Origin of the sequence: Thermogemmatispora sp. (genome assembly GCF_042408735.1) — a bacterium.
Classification (GTDB): domain Bacteria; phylum Chloroflexota; class Ktedonobacteria; order Ktedonobacterales; family Ktedonobacteraceae; genus Thermogemmatispora.
In genome coordinates this window covers 1-15260 of sequence record NZ_JBHOQV010000161.1, presented here as the reverse complement: position 1 = coordinate 15260, position 15260 = coordinate 1, and the positions used below count along the sequence as shown (strand labels likewise).

The window sequence follows — 15260 nt, the reverse complement described above, 5'->3', positions numbered from 1 at the left end:
CCAGCGACTGGTTGAGTGGGGTGTCCGGATAGCCGTGGCGGAATATCGATCGCCAGAGCTGGCTCGTCACTATCTTCTGCGTGATGATGTCGAGCAAGCTCTTCTTTTCAGGTAGTGAACTCACACACAGTTCCTCCTGTTCTCATCCCTCAGCGAGCGTGACGACCATCTGAGCTCCCGCTCATAGGTTCGTTCCTTGCCTGCTTCCTTCCAGCAATGCCTTTGGTTGGGGCTTGACAGCAGCAACGAGACGGGAGATGGGCGCTCAGCTGCGTGGCAGATTATACCACACCGCCTCTCTTCCTGAGTACCCTTCCCTAAGAGAGCCTCTGGCTGGCTGGCAGGCTGGCCCTCCTCCTCCCCACATCCATATAAGGAAGAGGCCACACCCGCGCCAGACGGGTAAGGTCCGAGTGAGCGACAGGCCCTGGCTTGTTTTTTCCCCCTCCTCCAGCCACGCTCTGTGCCGCCCGCCTCTGACTCCGGCCACACCGCTCTCCAAGAAGCAGCTCGCTCTTTCTCTGCCTCTCATTGTTAGATTACAGACTTCTCCGGAGGAGAGCATCAGGTGTTCACCTGATTTTGCCCGTCGGCAGCTCGCTCAGGCATCTCCCGATTCCTATCCAGAGGCCGCACAGCCCGTCTCGTTTCTTCCAGCCTCCCTGGCCAGTCCCCCCCTGCTCCGCCTCTTCTCTAGGGAAGGCTGTGCCCGTTCTGTCGACTAACGCCTCTCTTGTGGGGAGAAAGCCAGCACGGAGGTTCTCGGCTGTCCGAAAGATTATAGCATGGGAACCCGAGAGGAACATCAGGTAAATACCTGATTCTGCCCTGTCCCTGGCGCTTGCTCTCTGCTGCTCTGCCAGGGCGCTCTCCAGACAGGCCCCTCTGAGCAGCACGGTCTGCTGCTCAGACCTCCTCAGACGCTACAGCGGCCCTCTCTTCGCTCACGTACTATTAAGAGTATAATCAATACACCATGGCAATATTTTATTATTATTGCCGGTAGCACCAGGAAAGGGACCGGTGGTTGCTGCTTTGTCTGTGTTGGTTTGACAGGCACGCCCCCCAACGCTACAATTAAGAAGGAAGAGGGAGGCTCTTCTCCGCCAAGCGTAGAGAGGTTCGAGAGCTATGGAGCGCAAGATTACACTGGCCGGCTCGGGAGTACAAAGCTGGCCTCGCCTACTGAGACCCCTGCTTAGCCTGCCTATCTTCTATAAAGTTCTGATCGCCAATAGCCTGATTATCTTTGTTGGCGCCACTGGCGGTACCTGGCTGGCCTCCCATCTGAACGATAGCCACCAAGGGCTGGCCACTCCCACCTCGTTGATCATTTTTATTACTGTGGGTTGGCTGGTGAGCGTGGCCCTGAATTTCCTGGTGCTGCAGATCGCTTTTCGGCCCCTGATAGACCTGGGCAAGGTTATGAGCCGCGTCCAAAAAGGTGAACGCTCGCTGCGTGCCCCTCTGACAGGGCTTGATCCCCAGGCCGACCAGCTCGCCGCTACTTTCAATATGATGCTCGAGGCCATCGATGAGGCTTCGCGCCTGCGTTCTACCCAGATTATCAATGCTCAGGAGCAGGAGCGCAAGCGGATCGCTCGAGAGCTGCACGACGAGACGAGCCAGATGCTCACCTCGCTGCTGATCAGCCTGGCCATTCTGGAGAAGTCGGTGACCAGCCCCGAGGCCCGCGAGCGCATCGCCGATACCCGTAATCTGGCTCATCAAACCTTGCGGGCTATTCGTAACCTGAGCATCGATCTGCGCCCCAGCGCTCTGGATGACCTGGGCCTCTTGCCGGCCTTGCGCTGGTATATTAAAGAATATCAACAGAAGTGCTCCATCGAGGTGGAGTTCTCAGCCACAGGTTTCAAGGGAAGGCTTCCCGCTGAGATGGAGACCGTCCTTTACCGCATCGTCCAGGAGGCACTGACCAACACAGCCCGTCATGCTAACGCGACGAAGGTCTCCATTGTTCTGCGGGAAGAGGATGGGGCTGTCTACGCCACGATCCGTGATAACGGCTGCGGCTTCGATGTGGAGGCTCTGATGAAGACGCCCGGTCAGGAGCGTGGCCTGGGCCTGGCGGGGATGCAGGAGCGCGCCGTGCTCCTTGATGGTACCCTGGAGATCAAGTCGCGCCCTGGCGAGGGGACCACGATCGAGGTACGGTTGCCCCTGCGCCACAACGATGCTGAGTCCGTCTCTTACGCCGAGCTGACACCTTCGGAGACGCAACCGCGTGGAGGTCCGGTGAAGGTATGACTACAACGACGAGTACAGCCGAGACGACGAAAGCCGTGCAGAAGATCCGCATTCTCCTGGCCGACGATCACACGATCCTGCGCGCCGGCCTGAAAATGATGCTCAACGCTCAGCCCGATATGGAGGTGGTTGGCGAAGCGCAGGATGGCCGCCAGGCTCTCCAGGAAGCGCTCCGCCTCCAACCCGATATCGTGCTCATGGATATCACCATGCCCGACATGAGTGGCATCGAGGCCACACGACAGATCAAAAAGCAGGTTCCCGAGACCAAGGTCCTCATCTTGACGATGCACGAGAACGATGAGTATATCTTCCAGGCCCTGCGGGCGGGAGCCTCGGGTTATATGCTCAAGGAGGCCGCCGATACCGACCTGATCTCAGCGCTGCACGTCATCCAGAACGGCCAGGTCTACCTGTCGCCGGTGGCTCAGTCGGTCATGGTGGGCGACTATCTCCAGCGTGTGCGCGCCGGTGAGGAAAAGGATAGCTATGAGAGCCTCACTGAGCGAGAGCGGGAGATTCTGAAGCTGGTGGCAGAGGGCTACACCAATACCAAGATCGCCGAACGGCTGGTCATCAGCCCCAAAACGGTCGACACGCACCGCACCCATATCATGGACAAGTTGAATCTCCATAGCCGCGCCGAGCTGGTGAAGTACGCGATGCGGCGCGGCCTGCTGGAAGACTAGCTGCGCGGCGCGTCAGGTCAACCCGGCTCGCCCAGCGAGGCCCCTTTCCGTCGATCTCGGCCTCTCAGCAAGTCTTCCCCCGTTGACGGCGGCGAGGATGAGAGCACAGCAGGGCATAGCTACCTTCATTAAACCTCATCCTCATCGCTGAGGTCGGCTCCTCGCTCGCCTCCCTCGGCGAAATACTCGTCGCTGTAGAAGCCGACATCTCTGCCAACGTAGACACTTACCAGAAAGTCGTCGCGCGGCATGTCCGCAGAAAGGACCAGGTCCTCGTCGATCTGTTCGATCAGTTTGGTCAGCTCAGCCTCCTCCAGCTCGCGTTCAAGGATCAAGGTACCGTGCACTGCCGTTGTGGTGAAATGGATGTCGATGGTACCGAGGCGCGTGCTGTTCTGCAGGCTATTACCCTGCATGATGTAATAGCCTTCTGAGTAGGGTGTGCGGAAGTGTCGTTCGAAGCGAATGTCTTCCATAAGCCTGCCAGGTCTGCGCGGCGGCTGGGCTTCACCGCCACGCCCTCCTTTCTGATCACCAGATCTACGCCACACTGTCCGTCGATCGTGAAGCATGGGGAGCTAGTAGTCACGCCATAGCTATCCCTTGCTCCCGTGTAAGCCTATCCCTCCGAAAGGATGGACCTGCACGGGATATCGCGCACATTATAACATAGTTCCGTCGCAATAGGGGATAGAGAGATCACTTCTTCCACGCAAAGGCCTTCTCCCCAGTTTCGTCCCTCGCTCCGGCTCACGCTCAGCTCAGAAAGCGGAAGGAGGCTCGAGCCGGCGCAAAGACTTGCTTCTCTTCATCTGTGTAGATCTTTTGATAAGCAAGCTGTATAAAAGTGTAGAGACGACCTGCTCGGCTTGTGGCCAGGATAACCTCTGTATAGCTGGCGCCGGCCATGGTCACTGTTCCGCGCACCTGCTGCCAGCTGACACCTCCGAAGGCGAGGGCTTGCTCTGATTTGGCTGCGGTCAAGCCCTGCTGGCTGGCCTCTTTCTGGAGATAGTGGGCCAGATCCTGATCGCCAGCCGGTGCCACGAGCACGATCATCTGCCCCGTGTGTGTGCTATCGCTAAAGGTGACCTTCCCCTGCTGATAGTCCAGCTGATAGCTCCACCCCCGGGGGTAGGAGAGCGCCAGGCCCAGGCGCTGATCGCTAAACGACTGCTGAGGCTGGGTGATGAGGGGCACACTGAACGGCTGGTAGACAAAGACCCAGGCCGTCAGGCCGCCGCTGATGAGCAACACAGCCAGGACCAGGGCTACCACGGCCAGCGGTCGCTTACGCCGCCGGGAAGCCTCTGCTCCCGACGCGGGGGAGCGGGCCGCCGCTGATGAGCCGGGCTTCTCTACCTGGGGCAAGGCCGCCGTCTCCTCCGCTTCCCACCGTCGGGCGGAGGACGAGGCCAGGTGGCGGGCCGGCTCGCCCGCACTGGCCCCAGCTCCCACCCTGGGAGCGCCGAAGAGAGGGGCCTCTTGCACTTCCGGCAAAGGGGAAGGCGACCAGCTAGATGGCGTGACAACGGAAGCCGGGGGCGGCGTGAGCGGCTGAGCAGGTCTCGCAGCGGTCCCAGGCTCCGCAACAGGAAGCTGAGCCGCCAAGCGGATGGTGTCCAACTCCTCGATGCCTCCCGCCCCAACAGGCGACTTCGCCGGTCCTGGAAAGCTGATCTTCCGCTCCCCATTCGGCCCACCTTCCGGCCAGCGGGGCGGACGCGGCGTCGAAGCGCGTTCGATGACCAGCTCCGGGCCAGGGCTGGCTTTGAGCGGCATCGTTGGAAGGTCGTCGAGAGCCTGCTGCCCTTGAGCGGGCCGCTCGTCGAGGTGCTCGCTCATCTCTGCCAGGGGCGACCCTGCTCTCCACCTGGACGGTCCGATCTCGGCGGGATGCTCCTGGGTGGGCATGTCTTCAAAGGAAAGAGGGGCTGAGGCGTCGGCGATCTGGGACCAATCTTCCAGTGGGACTTTGGCTGGCAACGGCTGAGACTCTGCCTCACGAGCCCCGCCCGTCTCCGGCTGAGGCATAATCAGGGTTTCATTCTCCTCCCAGACACGCACATGGAACTCACGAGGAGCAAGCGCACGGCCCGCACGGGCCTCCCCTTCAGGAGAGGAGGTAGCGAGCAACGGGTCCGATCCTCCGGTTGCAGCCGTTCCGGAAGAGGCCGCAGGCACCGCCGAAGTCGGAGCATCAGCCAGCCAGGCCCGACGCCAGGCCTCCGCCACCGCCGCCGTCTCTGACTGGTCCTCGGTAGCCGCCGAGTCACCCTCTTCACCAGCCGGCGAGGCGGGCCGGGGCGAGGGAAAGGACGGGGCATCCGCTTGCCTGGAGGCCGGAAGAGAGGACAAACCCTTATCAGGCTCCTTATTGCCACCAGGAGAAGAGGCGGAGGGCATAGGCTCCCCAGATTCTCCAGGCAGGTCGGAGAGGCGCTCGAGCGAGCCACTGTGCGGGGCCCGCCAGCGGCGACTGGCCACCTCCCGATCTAGCTGATCCAGCCAGGGGGGTGGAGTACGACCCTTCTCGGGAGCTGACGCCCGGCCACCTGGCTCTTGGGCCGCCCAGCGCTCCTCGGAAGACAACTCTCCGCTCGCGGAAGTGGAAGGAGTAGAGTGCTTCGCGGCAGGCAGAAATCTGCCACAGTTATTGCAGAAGCGTGCATTTTCCCTAGGCAAGGCTTTGCCACAATGCGGACAGAAAACGGCCACAAACTCCCTCCTGCATCGGCTCGCTCCGGCGCATCATCACGACCTGCCCGAGTTGGCGAGTCTGACGGTACTTGATGGTACCTACGGTACCCTACCAGCCTTGTTTCGTCAAGCGCGATAGCCCAAAAGGAGCGCTATTTCAAGGTCAGGACAGCCTCACGCTCGCCAGGACTGGCCAGCACCTGTTGGTTCTTGACCAGCTCAACCAGCTTTTTGCGTCCTTTGGGACTACCGATCATGACGGCACCAACGAGCTTGTTGTCACGCAGGAAGAGCTTGCGATAGTTCTCATGGCCCTTTTCGCCCGGCTCGCGCAGCGAGACGCTTTCCAGCTCCGGATTGTTGGATTCGGCAGTGCCAATGACAGCGATGTTGACATCGAAGAGCGGACTTGTATAGGTGGGAACATCGACGTATGGCTGATGGCCTCCAGCCATGTTGACCCCAGCAATACGCCCATGCGCCAGAGCATTGTCCCAGGTCCCCATCGTATGGTGACGGCCTATCGTCGGATCGTAAAACTCGGCAACGTCGCCAGCAGCATAGACGTGCGGCACGTTCGTCTCCAGATACTCATTCACAACAACCCCCGTGTGAACCTCGACGGACGTGCCCTTGAGAAAGGAGGTGTTGAGCGTGATGCCAAGACCCACGCCGATGATGTCGGCCTGGATCTCACGCCCCTGCCTGGTCCTGACGTAGGCTGGTACCCCGTCGCGCGCAACAACCTCGCTGATTTCGTCACCGTGGATGACGTTGACGCCAAAACGCCTGGCGATCGCGTCGACGATTTCGCCCCCCTCGGGATCCAGACAGCTGCGCAGCCAGTAGGGACCACGCATGAGCCAGGTGGTCTCAAGCTTGCGCATGGCGAATCCGTCGCAGAGTTCGTAGGAGATGAAGCTGCCACCGTAGGCCAGGGCGGTGCGCGATTCGAGGATGCGCGCTATAATAGTCTTCGTGTCATCCAGGGTGACAAAGTTGTAGATGTGCTTCGTGCCGGCTGCCCCCGGCACCTGCAGCGGCTTGGCCCAGCCCCCGCTGGCAATCAGAAGCGCATCGTAGGGGAAATGCTGCCCGCGCTCAGTCACAACCACGCGCTCGTCTGTGTTGACCTCGGTGACCAGGGTCTCGGTCAGCAGACAGATCTGGCGCTGCTCATGCCAGGCAAAATCACGGATCATTACCTTTTGCTCGGGCAGTACTCCCTGCAGGAAACGCGGCAATGAAACACGGTTATAGAGAGGGTAGGGCTCGTTCGTAATGAGGTGAATGCTGCAGTTTGGATCAAGCTTGCGCAGGGTCTCGGCGGCTGTGGTGCCGGCGATCCCATTCCCAATGATAACGTACCGTTTGTCGTGCGTTGCCAAATGCCGTTCTCCTTGCCTGCGATGGTTTTCCTGGTCTCCGTATCATGGGCGATTCTAGCATAGTTCAGGCAAAATTGCTACTGGACTCTGCCGTTAGCGCCACTGCGACGGCCCTCTTCCCTTTACTTGCCTCGCTAGTTTGCCTATCATATAATTAGATTGTCAAAGTGAGTAAGGAGCGACCATGCGACCGGATTCGCTGGATGATAGCGCAGCGCTGGCAATGGAGCTGCTGGACATCGTTCCCAAGGTGCTGCGCCAGATGCACGCGGACGCGCTCAATTCCGAGGCCCTGGCCGAACCTGATCGCGAGGATCTGTCGGAGATCCGTACCACTAGCGGCCAGCTGAGCTTGCTGCGCATCTTGCTTGAGCGAAAGTGCTGTATGATGCAGGAGCTGGCCCGCCAGCTTGGGGTGACCCCCTCGACGGTAACGGCGATGGTGAAACGTCTGCAGGCCCAAGGCTATCTCGAACGGAGTCGCGATGAGGCCGATTGGCGCACCGTCTGGGTGAAGCCAACGGCGCGCGCCCAACGCCTGGTTCAGCTCTATGACCGCGGACGCCAGGCCTCGCTGGAGCGCCGCCTGGCCCGCCTGAGCGAGAGCGAGCGCGAGCATCTTGTCGCTGCGCTTCCCGCCCTGCGCCGCCTCATCGAGGGCTGATGAGGGCGCCACCGAAGGCATCCCACTCGCTCCTCTTTCTTTCTGCGGCCTTTGCTTTCTGCAAGCGGTTTCCCCTCCTTTTTATTGTCCACATCAGGTATTAATCGGAAAAGGAGAGAAGAAAGGTTTTATTATGCACGCTTCTTCGGAGTCCTCTGCGACGCCGTTGACGCCGGAGACGCCCTACACCCATGAGCAGGCTGCCGCCAGCGCCGAGCTTCAGCCCACCACAGATAGGGACAATGGCTATCGCTGGACGGCCCTCTCGGTGACAACAGTGGGCGCTCTCCTGGCCTCTATCCAAGGCTCGGCTCTCTTGATCGCTCTGCCGGCGATTCTGGTGGAGCTACAGGCGTCGTTCTTTACGATTATGTGGACGTTGATGGGGTATTTGCTGGTGCTGACCGTTCTGACGCCTATCGTCGGTCGCCTGGCCGATATTTGGGGCCGCAAGCGCCTCTATAATAGTGGCTTCCTGCTCTTCGCCATCGGCTCCCTGGTGGCTGGCCTGGCTCAGCCTGCCTTTCATGGCGCCGATCTGGTGGCCGGGCGCCTGATCCAGGGTGTCGGAGCCGCTTTGCTGATGACCAATAGCACGGCTATTGTGACCGATGCATTTCGCAAGGGTGAGGTCGGCTTGGGCCTGGGCATCAATCAGATCGCCGGAGCGGCAGGCTTCTTGATTGGGCCGATCATCGGCGGCCTGCTGACCGAGTGGTCCTGGCGCTGGGTGTTCCTTTTTAATGTGCCTCTGGCGACCTTCGGTACGCTCTGGGGGATCTGGCGCTTGCGCGAGCCAGTGCGCCCGGCCAGGCAGACGCCCATCGATTGGGCCGGCGGCTTGACTCTGGCCCTAGGCCTCTTCGGTACCTTGCTGGCGCTGACAATGGTGGCTTTTCCCTTGCTGGGCGAGTCAGCAACGCTGGCTATACTGGTGATGGGCCTGGTGAGCTTGCTGGTCTTTGCCCTGTTGGAGCCTCGCGTTCAGGCCCCTATTGTGCAGCTGCAGCTTTTCCGTGAGCGGCTCTTTGCGATGGCCAGCTTGAGCGGCCTGCTGAATGGAATCGCGCGCGGGGCGGTGCTCTTCCTGTTGATCTTCTTCCTGCAGGGACCCTATGGGAAGGATCCTCTGACCGCCGGGCTGATGCTTGCTCCCTTCGGGGCCGCCTTTATGATCATCGGTCCGCTCAGTGGCCGTCTTTCAGACCATATCGGGTCTCGCATCTTGACCCCCATCGGTCTGGCCGTCTCGGCCCTGGGCCTGTTGGGCCTGACGACGATTACGCCCTCCACGCCCTTCTGGCTGCTCTCGCTCTATATGGCCCTGATGGGCGGCGGCTCCGGCTTCTTCGTCTCACCCAATACGAACGCAATTATGAGTTCGGTGCCAGCTCATCAGCGCGGCGCTGCGGCCGGCCTGCTGGGCATGCTCAATAATACTGGCCAGATGCTCAGCATCGCTATTGTCTTTCCGCTGGCCCTCAAGGGGGTACCGATGGGGGCTGTTATGCAGGTCTTCATCTACGGCGGTGGCATGGGACAGTTCCCTTCGGCTCTGGCAACCTTTATGCACGGCCTGCACGCGGCCTTTCTGGTTTCCTTTGCTCTGAGCCTGGCAGCCATGCTGGTGGCAGCTCTCCGCCCTTCACATCGCTAAAGATGCACCTTTCGATCGCTCAGAGCAGAGACTGATGGCTGCTGGTCCAGGAGGCCTGCTTTCCCTTCTCCCCCTGGACGTCTGCTCGATGGCCTCGCAAGTCACTGGCTCACCAGCGGCGAGCGCCATCGAGGATAACCCACGCCAGGGAGGGAGGGAGAGACAGGCCCCCACCAGTTGCTCAGGCAGCTTCCTTCTCGTCTGGCTTGCGCCTCTCTCCATTCCCAACCCGCTCGGCTGCGCTTTCCTTGCTTGACTCCCTCTCTTGACAAAGCCCCTGACACGGGCGTACAATACAGATAGCCAAATTGATAATGATTATCATTATTAGGTAACCCTAATAGTCCGGCAGGGTTGCAGAGAAGCATCGGGAATCAATGAAAGAGACGCTGAATGCCAACGCCCAGGCAGTGCTGGAGGTTGTGCGCAATAGCCACAATCACCCGACCGCCCTGGAAGTCTATGAGGCTGTGCGCAAGGTGCGTCCCCGCATCGGGGTGGCCAGCGTGTACCGTATTCTGCACAGCCTGGCACAGCAAGGGCTGATCCGTGAGTTGGGGCGCAGCGATGAGGCCTGCCGTTATGACGGGCACACTGAGCGCCACGACCACGCGATCTGCACAGCTTGCGGTGCTCTTCTTGATCTGCCTGCCGAGGTCCGTCTTTCGGAGGAGGCGCTGCGTTCGGCGGCGCAGACCGTTGGGATAGAGCTGCATTCGCATGAGGTGCGGCTCTATGGTCTGTGCTCCGCCTGCCGTCGGCGGCTGCAGACCGAAGCAGCAGAAAGCTGAGCGGATCAGTAGATTCGCCTGGCTTTGTGATCGCTGGCTGGCTCCGGCAGGAGAAGCAGCTACGTTCATCACAGGCATGGTAGGGAGCCTTTTTATGCCACAAAACCCGGAGATTGAGATGCGACAAGCCGGCGCGGCGACAACCACGCCGGACAACCGGTCAACAGAAATGGAAGAGGTTATCAAGCAGCACCCCTCGGAGTTAGAACGGGTCAAGATTGAGCTGGCGGAGATTCTACGAGGGGTCGCCAGCAATAACACGGATTCGCGCCATTTCCTGCTGCGCGTGGTCCAGCCCGGTCTGGCCGGGCTGATGGACGGCTCGGTTTCGACCCTGGCCCCCATCTTTGCGACAGCCTTTGCGACCCACCGACCTTTCACGGCCTTCCTGGTTGGTCTGGCCGCAGCTACCGGGGCCGGGATCAGTATGGCCTTCTCGGAGGCCCTCTCGGACGATGGCGTGCTGACTGGGCGCGGCAGCCCTATCATCCGCGGAGCTATTACGGGCCTGATGACCTTCGTGGGTGGCTCGCTCCACACGCTGCCTTTCTTGATCACTCACCTGCAGCTAGCTCTGGTTACCGCTTACCTGGTGGTGGCTGCCGAGCTGCTGGCTATTGCCGCTATTCGCCATCGCTACTTCGGGACAAAATGGCTCGTCTCGATCGTCCAGGTGATCGGCAGCGGTATCCTGGTTTTTCTGGCGGCGCTCTTCTTCGGTAATGCCTGATCCCGCCAATCCCTCAGGCCAGGCGCTGCCAGCTGTCGAACACTCTTCCTATCAGGAGAACTTGTGTAAAAAAATAAAAAAGGAGCATCTATAGTGGAAGCCATTTTGCGGCCAAGGATAAAGATTTGTTGTATTAGCAGTAAAGAGGAGGCGCGGCTGGCGATCAGTTACGGCGCTGATGCCCTGGGATTGGTCTCGCAGATGCCTAGCGGTCCAGGGGTCATTTCTGAGGAACTGATTGTCGAGATCGCTAAGAGTATCCCCCCTCCGATCGCTTCCTTCCTGTTAACCAGCCTGCAGGATGCGGAGGCCATTATCGAGCAGCAGCGCCGTTGCCGCACCAATACGCTGCAGCTTGTTGATCGTCTCCCGCCAGGGAGCCATCAGCGCCTACGCGAGGCGCTGCCAGGTATTGCTCTGGTGCAGGTGATCCATGTGCGTGGCCCGGAGGCGCTGGAGGAGGCTCTGGAGGTTGCTCCGTTTGTGGATGCCCTGCTGCTCGATTCGGGTCGGCCTGATTTGCCAGTCAAGATCCTGGGTGGCACCGGCCAGGTGCACGACTGGACGATTAGTCGGCGCATCCGCGAGGCGGTCTCTATTCCCATCTTTTTGGCGGGCGGCCTCAGCGCCGAGAATGCTCGGGCTGCCGTCGAGGAGGTTGCTCCTTTCGGCCTCGATCTCTGCAGCTCGGTACGCACTGATGGCCGCCTTGATCCGCAGAAGCTGGAGCGCTTCTTTAGGGCGCTCGGGCGATTGTAGCGGGGGAGGAAGCAGTCGGTCGGGGTGCGCGTTGAGCGAGCGGGCCGAGCCGCTCACGAGCCAGCCGGAGAGCGGCCCAGACTGGCACGCTCGTCAATCGACCAGCTCTAGTTTGCCTTCGACGACGCTCCCATCGGGCTTGATGGAGAAGACACGGGCATAGGGAGGTTCGGGATGGTATTGGAGCGAAAAGATAATGTAGTAGAGACCATTGCGCCTGGCCCACTCGATGTCTCGCGCCGATGGGTAAGCTTCACTGCGCGGATGGGAATGATAGTAGGCGAACATCTCGCCGTCGTAGGTATCGATCTCGTTGGCGATACGCAGCAGGTCCTGGGGAGAGATCTCCGAGAAATCGTCGGGATGCTCGGCGGCATTGGGGGTCGGGTAGTTTTTCACCACCCGACCATCCTTGCTCGCCAGGAGGCCGCAGGCTTCATTCGGATAGCCGGCGGTGACATGGGCCACCATTTCGGCGTACATAGTACGCGGAATAGCTACAACAAAGTCTTCTGCTACCATAAGAGTTTATTCTCCAGGTCATCTTCCAGCGCGCTCAGGTCGCGCGTCCAGAGATCCTCACTGAGATATTTCCAGCCGCCGTCAGCGAGGATCACCACGATCTTTCCACGCTCCATGCTGGAAGCGACGCGCAGGGCCGCATGCAGGGCGGCGCCACAGGAGGGACCAGCGAAGATGCCCTCCTGGTCCTTGAGCTGGCGCGTGCGTCGGATGGCGTCGATGCCCGAGACCAGGATCCGGGCGTCGAGCAGAGAGAGATCGAGCACGGGAGGGACAAAGCCATCTTCCAGGCTGCGCAGGCCCTGGACGCTGTCGCCCTGCATTGGTTCGGCAGCCACAATGCGGATGGCCGGGTTGTACTCCTTGAGGCGACGGGCATTCCCCGTGAGCGTTCCGCCGGTGCCCAGGCCAGCAACAAAGACATCAAGGTCGGGAAGGTCGTTGATGATCTCGACGGCGGTGCCGTAGTAGTGGGCGTCAGGGTTAGCCGCATTGCCGTATTGATAGAGCATCACGTAGCGCTCATCTTTGCGCGCCAGCTCCTGCGCCAGGCGCACGGCGCCATTGCTGCCCTGGGCTCCGTCCGAGAAGATGATGTCCGCGCCATAGAGTTCCAGCAACTGGCGACGCTCGCGCGTCACGTTATCGGGCATCACCGCAACGAACTTGTACCCTTTGACTCGCGCTATCATTGCCAGCGCGATGCCAGTATTGCCGCTTGTTGGCTCCAGCAAGATCGAGCCAGGGGTCAGCTTGCCGCTGGCCTCGGCCTCCTCGATCATGCGCTTGGCGATGCGGTCCTTAATGCTGCCAGAGGGATTGACCCCTTCCAGCTTTGCAAAGATCTGCACGCCCGGTCGTGGGCTGAAGCTCCTCAGCTCGACCAGCGGCGTCTGGCCAATGGTCTCCAGTATGCTGCTATAGCGCATGATGGCATTCCCTTACTCCTGGCCTCCGCCAGCCATCGCGGGCAGCAGGATCACGGTGTCATTGGGACCGACTGCTGTCTGCAGGCCCTGGAGGTAGCGTACGTCCTGATCGTTGACGTAGACGTTGACAAAGCGGCTTAGCTCTTCCTCTGGCTGAATCTGCTCCTTCAGGGCAGGATACTGCCGATAGAGGTCCGCCAAGACTTCGGCTAGTGTATTACCCTGGGCGCTTACCTGCTTGGCCCCCCCAGCCGATGCACGCAGTACTGGGGCAAGACGCACTGTTGCCATAGCTCTCTTCTTACTCCTCTTCCGACGATACTGCTACGCTACTGGACTACTACTGCTACTGCTATTACCCGTGAAGCGCTTGCCGGGCAAGCGGCTGAGCACGATGTCCGCCTCGCCGCGGCAGGGGCCGGCCGCCCCTGCCGCGGCATGTTCCTGTCATGTCATGGGATGGCAAGGCCACAAGCCTGGCCTTCATTCGAGCCGCTAGCCAGCGGACAGCCTTGATCAGGCCCAGGCCGCAGGCGGGCGGCCTGCTCCGGCTCCGACCCGTGAGCTGCGAGTCAGGCCGAGACGGCGCAGACATCAGCGTAGGTCGGCAGATTCTCGGGATGGGCATTCTCGCCGCAGGCCGGGCACTGCGGATCACGGTAGAGCTTCAGCTCATTAAACTCCCCAGAGAGGGCGTCGTAGGTCAGCAACCGCCCAATCAACGGCTCTCCAATGCCCAAGAGCAGCTTGATGGTCTCGACCGCCTGCAGCAGGCCGATCACGCCGGGCAGGACGCCAAGAACACCAGCCTCGGCGCAACTGGGCGCCAGGGCTGCCGGAGGCGGCTCCGGATAGAGGCAGCGATAGCACGGGCCTTCGTGCGGCTTGAAGACTGTGACCTGACCTTCGAAGCGGAAAACACTCCCGTGCACCACTGGCTTGTTGGCAATGATTGAGGCATCGTTGAGCAGATAGCGCGTCGGGAAGTTGTCGGTACCATCGATGATGACATCGTAGTCGGCGATAATGCGCGCGACATTTGTCTCATCGAGACGGTCGACGTAGGTGATGACCTTGACGTCAGGGTTGAGAGCCTCGATGGTCTCGCGCGCCGATTCCGCCTTGTACTTGCCAATACGACTGACGTTATGCAGGATCTGACGCTGGAGATTGCTCTCATCGACGACATCCGAGTCGATGACGCCAATGGTACCGACTCCCGCCGCCGCCAGATAATAAGCCGCCGGCGAGCCAAGACCACCCGCCCCCAGCAGGAGAACCCGCGAATCGAGCAGCTTTAACTGGCCCGCCTCACCGACTTCGGGGATGAGCAGATGACGACTGTAGCGCTTGCGCTGGGCCTCCCCCAGCGTGCGCGGCTGCGCCACCTCATAGCCTCGGGCCCGCCACTGACCAAAGCCTCCCGCCATCGAGATGACATTTTGATAGCCCATCTGCTTGAGGGTAGCCCCCGCCATGAGCGAGCGCACGCCACCTGCACAATAAAGCACTACCGGCCTGGTCTTGTCAGGTACCGCTTCCTCAATCTGAAGCTCTAGATAGCCTCGCGGCACGTGCAGCGCGCCGGGAATATAGCCCTCGCTCCATTCGTGCTTCTCGCGCACGTCAACCAGCACCAGGTCCTGCGCTCCTTCTTCTCTCTTGCGCTTGAGCGCTTCGTGCACCTGGTCGGGCGTCCACTCCGGCACCAGCTCGCGCGCGCGCCGCATGATTTCCCTGGACGCTTCGCCCATCGCTCTACACCTTTCGATTGTTGACTATGTTCATCGAGTTTGTCGCGTCGTGCTAAAGACAGACTATCACGCGCTCTTTTGATCTGTCAAGGAAGAGCTTATCGGTGAGGAGGGGTCAGTCTTTTCACGACATTCTTCTTACTGTTAAGAACCGCCAGAGCCGGGCCGTTTATTCCTCTTATTATGAGTCTCGGTCAGCAGCGCCTGGCTGGGCAGACAGGGACAGGCCAACTGCCCTCTGGCCGGCCCTTCCTGGACTGGAGGCTGTCTGATCCAGGAAGGGCGGGAACGGGAGGCACCTTTCTGGCTGCCGAGATCTGGAGTAGGCTCTCAACGGCCAGGGCACAGCAATTGAAGGTCTACTTCTGCTGCTGGAGAGCCTGCAGGACGCGCTCGGGCGTCATAGGCA

Annotated in this window: 14 protein-coding genes and 1 pseudogene; 7 read left to right on the top strand and 8 right to left on the bottom strand. The window is 60.5% G+C overall.

Annotated features, from left to right (window positions below; translation table 11 throughout):
- Window positions 1-1131 precede the first annotated feature (1131 nt).
- Both ACFMO7_RS18160 and ACFMO7_RS18155 read left to right on the top strand, forming a co-directional pair.
- On the top strand, window positions 1132-2268 hold the full coding sequence (locus ACFMO7_RS18160) for an ATP-binding protein (RefSeq protein WP_376796902.1): 1137 nt from the start codon (window positions 1132-1134) through the stop codon (window positions 2266-2268).
- Window positions 2265-2957: a response regulator transcription factor gene (locus tag ACFMO7_RS18155; RefSeq protein ID WP_052888327.1), complete on the top strand. Its 693-nt coding sequence runs from the start codon at window positions 2265-2267 to the stop codon at window positions 2955-2957. Before ACFMO7_RS18160 ends, ACFMO7_RS18155 begins: the two co-directional genes overlap by 4 nt.
- 128 nt (window positions 2958-3085) lie before the next feature.
- On the opposite strand, the gene ACFMO7_RS18150 is transcribed toward ACFMO7_RS18155, so the two are convergent.
- From ACFMO7_RS18150 to ACFMO7_RS18135, 4 genes and pseudogenes are all read right to left on the bottom strand, one after another.
- Window positions 3086-3433, bottom strand: a complete 348-nt coding sequence (locus ACFMO7_RS18150) for a hypothetical protein (RefSeq protein WP_376796901.1) — start codon at window positions 3431-3433, stop codon at window positions 3086-3088.
- 280 nt (window positions 3434-3713) lie between these two features.
- Window positions 3714-5315: a hypothetical protein gene (locus tag ACFMO7_RS18145; protein WP_376796903.1), complete on the bottom strand. Its 1602-nt coding sequence runs from the start codon at window positions 5313-5315 to the stop codon at window positions 3714-3716.
- Between the two features lie 288 nt (window positions 5316-5603).
- Window positions 5604-5675 (bottom strand): annotated as a pseudogene (locus ACFMO7_RS18140) (zinc-ribbon domain-containing protein); the annotation flags it as partial.
- 134 nt (window positions 5676-5809) lie between these two features.
- Window positions 5810-7045 carry an NAD(P)/FAD-dependent oxidoreductase gene (locus tag ACFMO7_RS18135; protein ID WP_376796900.1) on the bottom strand — a complete coding sequence of 412 codons (1236 nt, stop codon included), beginning with the start codon at window positions 7043-7045 and terminating at the stop codon, window positions 5810-5812.
- Between the two features lie 184 nt (window positions 7046-7229).
- On the opposite strand from ACFMO7_RS18135, the gene ACFMO7_RS18130 reads away from it, so the two are divergent.
- The 5 genes from ACFMO7_RS18130 to ACFMO7_RS18110 all read left to right on the top strand — a co-directional run bounded on the left by ACFMO7_RS18130 (window position 7230) and on the right by ACFMO7_RS18110 (window position 11646).
- The gene (locus tag ACFMO7_RS18130) at window positions 7230-7709 is read left to right on the top strand and encodes a MarR family winged helix-turn-helix transcriptional regulator (RefSeq protein WP_376796899.1); all 480 of its coding nucleotides are present in this window, start codon (window positions 7230-7232) and stop codon (window positions 7707-7709) included.
- Between the two features lie 133 nt (window positions 7710-7842).
- Window positions 7843-9366: an MFS transporter gene (locus ACFMO7_RS18125; RefSeq protein ID WP_376796898.1), complete on the top strand. Its 1524-nt coding sequence runs from the start codon at window positions 7843-7845 to the stop codon at window positions 9364-9366.
- 377 nt (window positions 9367-9743) lie between these two features.
- The gene (locus ACFMO7_RS18120; protein ID WP_376796897.1) at window positions 9744-10157 is read left to right on the top strand and encodes a Fur family transcriptional regulator; all 414 of its coding nucleotides are present in this window, start codon (window positions 9744-9746) and stop codon (window positions 10155-10157) included.
- 94 nt (window positions 10158-10251) lie between these two features.
- Complete coding sequence (locus ACFMO7_RS18115; protein WP_376796896.1) at window positions 10252-10887, top strand: VIT family protein; 636 nt, start codon at window positions 10252-10254, stop codon at window positions 10885-10887.
- Window positions 10888-10980: 93 nt separating this feature from the next.
- Complete coding sequence (locus ACFMO7_RS18110; protein WP_376796895.1) at window positions 10981-11646, top strand: phosphoribosylanthranilate isomerase; 666 nt, start codon at window positions 10981-10983, stop codon at window positions 11644-11646.
- Between the two features lie 93 nt (window positions 11647-11739).
- Here ACFMO7_RS18110 and ACFMO7_RS18105 read toward each other — a convergent pair whose 3' ends face one another.
- The 4 genes from ACFMO7_RS18105 to moeB form a co-directional block, all read right to left on the bottom strand.
- Window positions 11740-12168, bottom strand: a complete 429-nt coding sequence (locus tag ACFMO7_RS18105; RefSeq protein WP_376796894.1) for a Mov34/MPN/PAD-1 family protein — start codon at window positions 12166-12168, stop codon at window positions 11740-11742.
- Complete coding sequence (locus ACFMO7_RS18100; RefSeq protein ID WP_376796893.1) at window positions 12162-13097, bottom strand: PLP-dependent cysteine synthase family protein; 936 nt, start codon at window positions 13095-13097, stop codon at window positions 12162-12164. Before ACFMO7_RS18100 ends, ACFMO7_RS18105 begins: the two co-directional genes overlap by 7 nt.
- Window positions 13098-13109: 12 nt before the next feature.
- The gene (locus tag ACFMO7_RS18095; RefSeq protein ID WP_376796892.1) at window positions 13110-13388 is read right to left on the bottom strand and encodes a MoaD/ThiS family protein; all 279 of its coding nucleotides are present in this window, start codon (window positions 13386-13388) and stop codon (window positions 13110-13112) included.
- A gap of 281 nt (window positions 13389-13669) precedes the next feature.
- Entirely contained in the window at window positions 13670-14851 is a 1182-nt protein-coding gene (gene moeB, locus ACFMO7_RS18090; protein ID WP_376796891.1) for a molybdopterin-synthase adenylyltransferase MoeB, read from the bottom strand.
- Between the last annotated feature and the right edge of the window lie 409 nt (window positions 14852-15260).